General features: G+C 54.5%; 9 protein-coding genes. 1 reads left to right on the forward strand and 8 read right to left on the reverse strand.

Going from position 1 to position 8,712, the window contains the following annotated elements:
* From Q0O33_RS10165 to Q0O33_RS10180, 5 genes are all read right to left on the reverse strand, one after another.
* On the reverse strand, positions 1-629 hold a 629-nt coding region (locus Q0O33_RS10165), incomplete at its 3' end, for a Coq4 family protein (RefSeq protein WP_295499153.1).
* Positions 630-830: 201 nt separating this feature from the next.
* A complete protein-coding gene (locus tag Q0O33_RS10170) occupies positions 831-1,037 on the reverse strand; it encodes a hypothetical protein (RefSeq protein ID WP_295499155.1) in 207 nt (68 codons plus the stop codon).
* Between the two features lie 149 nt (positions 1,038-1,186).
* Positions 1,187-1,576: a helix-turn-helix transcriptional regulator gene (locus Q0O33_RS10175; protein ID WP_295499157.1), complete on the reverse strand. Its 390-nt coding sequence runs from the start codon at positions 1,574-1,576 to the stop codon at positions 1,187-1,189.
* Positions 1,577-1,698: 122 nt separating this feature from the next.
* Positions 1,699-2,019, reverse strand: a complete 321-nt coding sequence (locus Q0O33_RS10740) for a DeoR family transcriptional regulator (protein WP_366048609.1) — start codon at positions 2,017-2,019, stop codon at positions 1,699-1,701.
* A gap of 467 nt (positions 2,020-2,486) precedes the next feature.
* Positions 2,487-3,623, reverse strand: a complete 1,137-nt coding sequence (locus Q0O33_RS10180; protein ID WP_295499160.1) for a fatty acid desaturase — start codon at positions 3,621-3,623, stop codon at positions 2,487-2,489.
* Between the two features lie 158 nt (positions 3,624-3,781).
* On the opposite strand from Q0O33_RS10180, the gene Q0O33_RS10185 reads away from it, so the two are divergent.
* Positions 3,782-4,030, forward strand: coding sequence for a beta-galactosidase (locus Q0O33_RS10185; RefSeq protein WP_295499163.1), 249 nt, complete (start codon positions 3,782-3,784; stop codon positions 4,028-4,030).
* Here the strand turns inward: Q0O33_RS10185 and Q0O33_RS10190 are convergent.
* The 3 genes from Q0O33_RS10190 to Q0O33_RS10200 all read right to left on the reverse strand — a co-directional run.
* The gene (locus tag Q0O33_RS10190) at positions 4,027-5,589 is read right to left on the reverse strand and encodes a peptide chain release factor 3 (protein WP_295499166.1); all 1,563 of its coding nucleotides are present in this window, start codon (positions 5,587-5,589) and stop codon (positions 4,027-4,029) included. The two genes, Q0O33_RS10185 and Q0O33_RS10190, sit on opposite strands and share 4 nt — an antisense overlap.
* Before the next feature lie 76 nt (positions 5,590-5,665).
* Positions 5,666-8,065, reverse strand: a complete 2,400-nt coding sequence (gene pheT, locus Q0O33_RS10195; protein ID WP_295499169.1) for a phenylalanine--tRNA ligase subunit beta — start codon at positions 8,063-8,065, stop codon at positions 5,666-5,668.
* The coding region (locus Q0O33_RS10200) for a phenylalanine--tRNA ligase subunit alpha (RefSeq protein ID WP_295499172.1) at positions 8,062-8,712 on the reverse strand (651 nt) is incomplete at its 5' end. The genes Q0O33_RS10200 and pheT, both read right to left, overlap by 4 nt.

Here is an 8,712-nt window from a genome sequence, read left to right on the forward strand (position 1 = left end):
ACATTGTATGCATTTAGTCCACGGCTATTGGCATCGCGCAGATACTCTTGCCAACGAGCTTTGCCGCAATCTGGACGAAGAAAATAGCGCGGACCGATGCCAAACGGTGAACGGGCCAATGCGTTGAAGCTCAACCCATAAAGATAAGCTTGCTGGAAGTAGATGAGCATACCTTCGCCTGCCAGATCGGTGGCATAGCCACTGACGACATGGAATAAATCATGGAGCCAACGTATCCGTTCTAAATAAAACCGAGCGTCATCGCTCATGTCAAATGAGTCGAAAAACCCGTCTTTGTAGATCAGTCCTGCCAGCAAATATCCGGGCACGCCAACTGGATTATCCATAGCATCATAAAACGTCCGACCTAGACTGGCTTCAGGCATCGCTTTAAGAGCAGCAGAATTAGACAAAAAGACACCGAGGTCTGGGCGTTCAGCTAAAAGTTTTTTGCCTGTGGGATGGGCCCGCATACGCTCTACGTCCGCGAGTATCTCCGGTCCTCGAGCTAACATTTGAATACGCGGAACCTGCTTTGCTCCGCCCTGCGAAACCGGATTTCTCAGCCAACGAAATCCAGCCAGCAAAGCGGCGGGAATGTATCGTTTTTCTAATGTTCTTGTCGTCATGGATGCCTGCAACCTTACAAGCGCGTGCTGGATGCACAGGAACTTATGTTACCACGACGTTGTGTCAATGGAATTAAAAGGCTGCCAAACGGCAAGGATCGGGACGACGGTTACAGGGCCATCAAGGTGAAATATGTCCAAAACATCAGCCATCGCCGCCTGTCTGATGTAATGTCCGTTTTTGGGTCAGCCAGGTAGCGCTTACAACGGCGGTAATTGGGCGCGAAGCTGCCGCTCGGCACTTGTCTGGAAACCTGAACACAAAGCCTTCTGAGGAAATTCCGCTGAAAATGTTCGGATCGTGTTCGGATTTTCCAAGAGCGAAATAACAATCTGATCTAAATGCAAAATTTCATCGAGCCGAATCTTGCCAAGGTTGGGGTCGAGGGTTCGAATCCCTTCGCCCACTCCAGTTTTCCTAGAGAAAACAGAGGGTTTATGAACCCCGCCCTTCGTTGAATTGTCTAAACAATGTTTAAACGGATCATAAACGGTATAGTCGTTTCTGAAGCATAGCTGTGGATAGCGCACCGCGTTGAAAGCGCGTATGACTGCCACTAGACTTGTTTAGAACGCGTAATACCGCTCAGAACAAATTTAAACGCATTCGCAATCTTCTCAATCAAAGGACGTTTCATGTGCTGGGTAATTGCTAGCTCAAATTCCGTCATTGGGGCAGGGTACATCGCTGATTTGATGGCTTGAACAACCTCTTCCGCGTCTAACGCCAACTCTCGGCAGATTGACCGCGTGAAACCCAACACATGCGATCTTCCCGGGAGTTTGCTGAACTCGCCCGCCTCGATATAATCAATAAATCGTGCCGAAATGGCGGTTTTTGCCGACAGTTTAGCAACCGTCATTCTGCTTTTTTTTCTCGCAGCCTGTATGCGTTTCCCAATTACCAACAAGGCAATGGTTGCTTCTTTTCGCTCCGTATCTGCCACAAGGTATGTCCCCACATTCCCGAGTCGTGGGGGGTAAATATTAAGCAGGGAAGTTTACAACAACAGCGTTTGCCCAATTTGGGCATCCGGATTTAGTCGGCCCCGATCCACCGATAGCGCAATCAGGCGGGTATTTTCTCGATATAATTCTGAAGACCGCGGATCTTTAACACTAAGAAGTCTCTCAACTCCCTCGTGTAATCAGCAGCGTCCGTTTGTGCTGGTAACGAGTAGCCGCCCTTAATTTTTTTCAAAAACCCCCTAGTTGCCAAGTTTTCGAGTTTTCGCCGTGTCGTTTCTCGCGGCATTCCCAACCGACGACAAACGAATTGAACGCTGACAGGAAATCGGAACTCATCCGGAATTGCCGGACCCTCAGCGCCATAGGTTTTTAACAGATAACCGTCACGCCGGATTTCCCGCGTGCTTTCAGTTGCGACCACGCATATAATGCTAATCTCTTATGTCGAGAATCCGTATTTCCCCACGCAAAAGTGCATGAAATCGCTTATGAACTCGACGACAAAAGAAGAAATGTATCTCGTTGGTAAATCGTCCACAAAACCTCCATTCCCCGCACTGGGATTTTGTAAAATCTGAGTTTATCTTCCCGCAAACACGGTGGAAATCTGACGACCCTTATTGTCGTAAACGTAAATATGACTGCCTCTACGCACGCTGACCGTACTGGATGTATATCCTTTCAGTCCGTCATTCGGTCCAGTTCCTGCAAATACTGAGCATAACTGGCGCTGTCCGGCACCGTAGACATAAACCTGACTGCCCCTTTGGACTGCTGTAACTATTTCAGACACACATAACCCCTGTTAATCTGCTCTTGAAATAGAATGCGTTGAACAAAGCGTTTAGACAAGCAGTAATGCTGGTGTTTCGCGTAGCTCGGATAGTTTCAATAACCGCCGCGCGTAAACGTGCTGCGGGCTAGCCGCCCGACCAATCCCGTTAACCCATCATAATTTGCGCGGTGATAGGCGGAATCGGGGGCCAATTGTGCGGTCAGGCGGCGATGGGCCTCACCCAAGGCATGATAGGGCACGCTGGGCAGCAAATGGTGCAGCGCGTGATAACGTAGCCCTACAGGCGCCCAGATCGACGCCAGGATGCCCGGCGGCGGCACGTTGACGCTGTCGAGGAACTGCGCAGTGACGCTTAAGGGCTCGCCATCATTTTCCCATAAATGGGCCACCAGTGTGCGGACTTGATTCAGCACGGCAACGCTGGAGACGATGGCCAAGAATATAAGAAAGGCATTCAGCGCAATATAGCCGCTGAACACACCACCAATCAGGACAATCGACCAAATGCTCGCGGCGGTCTCCTGCACGATCCAGTTGCGATGCGCTTCGCCTTCGGCCGGACGGCGGCGGAAGGCGGGATTGATCGCTAAGCCCGAATATTGTTCGACCACAATCTTACGAAGCGCGGGAATAAACAGCGACAGTGGCGCCAGCACGGCGTTGCGGAACAGCAAAGCAAAGGGCGCCAGCAGTGAGGCGAATATGAATAAGGGTAAAGTCCAAGGCTTCATTAACGCCAGCGGCAGATATTCCGGATCCTGATCGGTGCCATAACGCGTGCGCGCATGGTGCAGATTGTGAATGCCTTCATACATGTAAGACGGTACAAGGAGAGGCACGCCAATCACCGCGTTAAAACCAAAGCGGAAACCGGGCAGGGCGGAATGCTTAACATGGCTGACTTCATGGATGAAGCCGCCCGCGCGATAGAGCGCCAGCACCGACACAAGAGCGGCCACGCATTGCAGCCACAGATTGCCGGACAAGATGGCTACGGCAAGGCCCGCATAGCCCAAAAAGGCCGAAGCTAGAAAGTCGGACCAGAAAATACGCGGATTGGGTGTGCCCAAGTCGCGCGTCAATTCAGTCACAGCGCGCAGCATCGCTTTGTCATCGGGCACGCGCTTAAGCGCAGCTGCGCGCTTCGTAACATCGCTATCCGGCTGGACATCCGTGACAGGGGAGGGCGCGGTGATGGTCATTTCAGGCGTAGGTGTTTCTAATGTCATGCCACCTTAGATAACCGCCAGTCGTGGCGAAAAAATGGCAGAATGCGTGAATTATGGCGTTGTTTTCTCCATCATGCCTATCGATTGCGCCGTCACGCACGCCGCAATTTGCGGTCCTACAGGCTTGTCAGGCGCTGGGTGTCCGCTAAACATGCGCTATGTTAGGTGTTTGCTATTATCCCGAACATTGGTCGGAAGAATACTGGGCACGTGACGCCCGCCGGATGCGTGCGCTTGGGCTGAGCTATGTTCGGATTGGCGAATTTGCATGGGGACGGATCGAAAAAAGCGAAGGCGTTTTTGATTGGGCGTGGATGGACCGCGCGATCAATCTAGCGGATAATCCTGAAAGTAACTGGACACCACATGGCGCGCAACTCATCATTGGTGTCGCTGTCTGGCGTTAACGCTCTTTCGTCGCGCTGAATTTTAGGTCCGGATGCTTTTCCTGCTGATAGCCTACATCCCATGATGAGCGCGCCATAAATACAGGGTGCCCATCACGGTCTTTGGCCATATTCCCGCCGTTGAACGATACAAATTGGGCCAATGCGCTTTCCGAACCAATCAACCAGCGTGCGGTGTCATATGGCGCAGCTTCCAAGAACGCATCAACCTTATACTCCGCCTCGAGCCGGGAAATCAGCACGTCCAATTGCAATTGCCCGACAACGCCAATGACCCAGTTGGAACCGATTTCAGGGTAAAATACCTGAATTACGCCCTCTTCACTTAAGTCATCCAGCGCCTTACGCAATTGCTTGGTCTTGGTGGGGTCGCGCAATACGACACGGCGCAAGATTTCCGGCGCAAAATTGGGTAGGCCCGTAAAACGCACATCATTACGTTCCGACAAGGTGTCGCCGACACGCAACGTGCCATGGTTGGGAATACCGATGATGTCGCCAGGTTCGGCACTATCGGCAATTTCCCGATCTTGGGCAAAAAACAGGATAGGCGAGTGAATCGCAACGGGCTTCCCAAGTCCGGACGGCGTCAGCTTCATGCCGCGCTTGAACGTGCCTGAACACAGTCGCATGAATGCGATACGGTCACGGTGCTGCGGGTCCATATTGGCTTGTACCTTGAAAATGAAGCCAGTGACTTCCTTTTCCGACGGATCGATATTGCCCTTTGAACTTGGCTGTGGCCGGGGTGGGGGGGCGTAGGCCGCAATGGCGTTGATGAGCTCTATCACGCCAAATTCTTTCAACGCAGACCCAAAATAGACTGGCGTCAGGTCGCCATTTTGGAACGCGGTCGGGTCAAAGTCCGAATATCCTGCTTGGGCAAGCTCGGCCTCTTCGCGCAGCCGGTTTACCCCGGCTGGCGTCAGCACTTGTTCCAGCGTTGCCGCGTCCAAGCCTTCATGGTCGCTCGTCTTGCCTTCAAACGCCTTACTGTCACCTGACGGTTGGCTCAGGCGGCCGCTGTTGAAATCATATAGGCCTTCAAACTCGCCACCCATGCCGACGGGCCAGTTCATCGGGCACACATCCAACGCGAGCGCATCGGCAACCTCGTCAATGGTTTCAAACGCGGCACGGCCTTCGCGGTCGACCTTGTTGACGAAGGTAATGATAGGCACGCTGCGCAAGCGGCACACTTCGAACAGCTTGCGGGTCTGCGGCTCAATGCCCTTTGCGGCATCGATGACCATGATGGCGGAATCGACGGCGGTGAGCGTGCGGTAGGTGTCTTCGGAAAAATCCTCATGCCCCGGCGTGTCGAGCAGGTTGAAGACAATGCCATCTTTCTGGAATGTCATCACCGACGACGTCACTGAAATGCCGCGCTGCTGTTCGATCTTCATCCAGTCCGAACGGGCACGTCGTGCTTGCCCACGTGCCTTGACCTCACCGGCCAAGTGAATCGCGCCACCTTGCAGCAGCAATTTTTCCGTCAGCGTGGTTTTACCCGCGTCAGGGTGCGAAATAATGGCAAAGGTTCGGCGGTTCAGCGTCATGCAGCGCGGCTTAGGGGTGAATGATTAACGCTTCAACCCGTTTGTCAGCAGGTCAGCGGCAATCGCCCGGCCTTTTTTATCCGCGCAGCACCGCACCCAATTTTGTCGCCGCGGCAATCACTTTGTCTGAAATGGCTTTCAGTTCGTCATCGCTATAGCTTTTGTCGGTGGGTTGAAGTGTAACTTCAACCGCAAGGCTGACTTGGCCTTCAGGCACGCCTTGTCCGGCGAAGCGGTCGAACAAGCGGACCGCCACGATGTTATCCTTGTTCGTGCCCTTTATGGCGCGAAGGAGATCATTGGCCGGCATGCCTTCTGCGACTAGAAACGCAAAATCGCGTGTCACTGCTTGCAACGCTGGCGGCGTGAAGGCTGGCCGCATGAAGCTGCTCGCCTTCTTCAACGGTATGGCATCCAAAAAGATTTCCGCCGCAACGACAATGCCGTCAAGGTCGAACGCTTTCGCCGTCGCCGGATGTAAAGTGCCAAAGGCCGCCAATATGTTCTTTGGCCCCATTCGCAAGGTGGCAGATTGACCGGGGTGATAATGCGCGCCCGCATCATCCATCACCAGCAGATTGTCGGTGGCCACACCTGCGGCCTTGAGCAAGGCAATCGCTTCTGCCTTTGCATCAAAGGCGTCAAAGCGTGCAGCCTTGCCTGTTGCCCAGTTTCGTGCCGAACGTTCGCCCGCTAGCACGATTCCCGCGGTGGCGCGCTCGTCGCTAGCGCCGTCAGTGTCAACGAAGTAGCGCCGCCCAATCTCGAACAATCGAACCGATGATGCGCCACGATCCATGTTGCGCTGGGCCGCTGAAAGCAGCCCTGGCAACAAGGAAGGCCGCATGACTTTCATGTCTTCGGAAATTGGGTTGGCTAGGCTCCATGCGCCGCCGCCAAAGGCATCGGCTGCCTTTTGCGGCAGGAAGGACCAGTTGATCGCTTCATTCAGCCCGCGGGCCGCTGCCGCGCGCCGCACCTTGCGTTCCAAGGATTGCGCGGGCGTCGCCGTTGGCTGGGCCACGCCGTCTGCGCGGGGCAATGGCACAGACACAACATTGTCAAGACCAACCATGCGGACGACTTCTTCCACCAGATCAGCAGGCCCATCGACGTCACGACGCCATGATGGCACGGTGACGGTCCAATCGTCGGTTACAGAAAAGCCAAGTCGCGTTAGGATGTTGCGTTGTTCTTCGGGTGCAACATCAACTCCACCAAGGCGGCGGCAATAATCTGTGTCATAAGAAAATATGCGCGGCGTAACAGGCGCTTGGCCAACGCGGGTGATAGCGCTTGCCTTACCGCCCGTAAGGTCAAGAACAAGCTTGGTCGCAATCGCCAGTCCATCGTCAAGAAACGCAGGATCAACGCCGCGTTCAAAACGCTGACGCGCATCGCTGGTCAGGCCAAGCTTCTGTCCCGTACGGGCAATATGCTCTGGGTCGAAAAAGGCGCATTCGATCAGGACGTCGGTCGTATCTTCCGATACACCGCTATGCTCACCGCCCATGATCCCGCCAATGTCATGTACCATCGCGTCGTCGGCGATGACGGTCATGCTTGCGTCCAGCACGTAAGTTTTGCCGTTAAGCGCGACAATCTTCTCGCCGTCTTTTGCCTTGCGAGCGACAAGTGCGCCGTTCAATTTTGCGCGGTCATAGACGTGTAAAGGGCGGCCAAGGTCAATCGATAGGAAATTGGTGATATCGACCAAGGCTGAAATTGGCTTTTGCCCAATCGCTTTCAACTTAGCGCGCATCCATTCGGGCGCTTCGCCGTTGCGTACGCCGGAGACCGATTGCGCATAAAATGCGGGGCACCCAGCTTCGTCATCGGTGCGAACGTTCGGCGCAGGGTAACTGCCCTCCAAAGGCGTGGAGAGATCAATTTTATACACGTCGCCGAGCGGCTTGAGCGTGCCCAAGCCTGCCGCCGCCAGATCGCGTGCAATGCCCCGCACGCCCATGCAATCCTGACGATTGGGCGTAATGCTCACATCGATGACGGGGTCATCAAGGCCTGCCCAATCGGCATAGACTTGTCCGACGGGTGCATCGTCTGGAAGCTCGATAATGCCATCATGGTCATCGCCAAGTTCAAGCTCCGCGATGGAGCACATCATGCCGTTCGATTCGACGCCGCGTATGGCTGCAACCTTCAACACCATGCCATTGGCGGGCACGACTGCCCCTGCCGGGCCAAAGACACCAAACATGCCGGCGCGGGCATTCGGCGCGCCACAAACGACCTGAAGCGGCTCCCCGCCTGCGTCAACCGACAGGACCTGCAATTTGTCGGCCTGTGGGTGCGGGGCAGCGCTGATGACCTTGGCGATGCGGAAGGCCGACAATGATTCGGAGGGGTTTTCAATCCCTTCAACTTCCAAACCAATGCGGTTCAGGCAGTCAGCGACGGCTTGCATATCTGCGTCAGTGTCGAGATGCTCTTTCAACCAAGATAAGGAGAATTTCATGCGCCTACGCCTCCGCTCAGCGTCGGTACATCGAGCGCATTGAAGCCATAATGTTGTAACCAGCGATTGTCGCCGTCGAAGAAAGCGCGCAGATCATCCATGCCATATTTCAGCATCGCGAGACGGTCGACGCCGGTGCCAAAGGCAAAGCCCTGCCACACATCGGGGTCAAGCCCGCAGGCCTCAATAACCTTGCGGTGGACCATTCCGGATCCCAGCACTTCCATCCAGCCTTCGGACCCACCGATAACGCGTTTGCCGTTGATGACGGAATAGCCAACATCAACCTCCACCGACGGTTCCGTGAAGGGGAAATAGCTGGGGCGTAAACGTAGGACGACATCCTCGCGTTCGAAATAAGCTTTTAAAAATGTCTCTAACGTCCATTTCAGATGGCCCAGATGAATGCCCTTGTCGATGACAAGACCTTCAATCTGGTGAAACATCGGCGTGTGGGTTGCGTCGCTGTCGCTCCGGTAAACAGGGCCCGGCGCGATGATGCGGATGGGGGGCTCCTGTGACGTCATTGTACGGATCTGCACGGGCGCTGTGTGCGTCCGCAACACCATTTTTTGGCCATCGCGGGCCATTTCGTCGGGGAAGTAAAATGTGTCATGCATCGCGCGGGCGGGATGCGTTTCGGGGAT

The sequence above is a fragment of the Sphingorhabdus sp. EL138 genome (assembly GCF_945862485.1).
In the GTDB taxonomy this organism is placed as follows: Bacteria; Pseudomonadota; Alphaproteobacteria; order Sphingomonadales; family Sphingomonadaceae; genus Sphingorhabdus_B.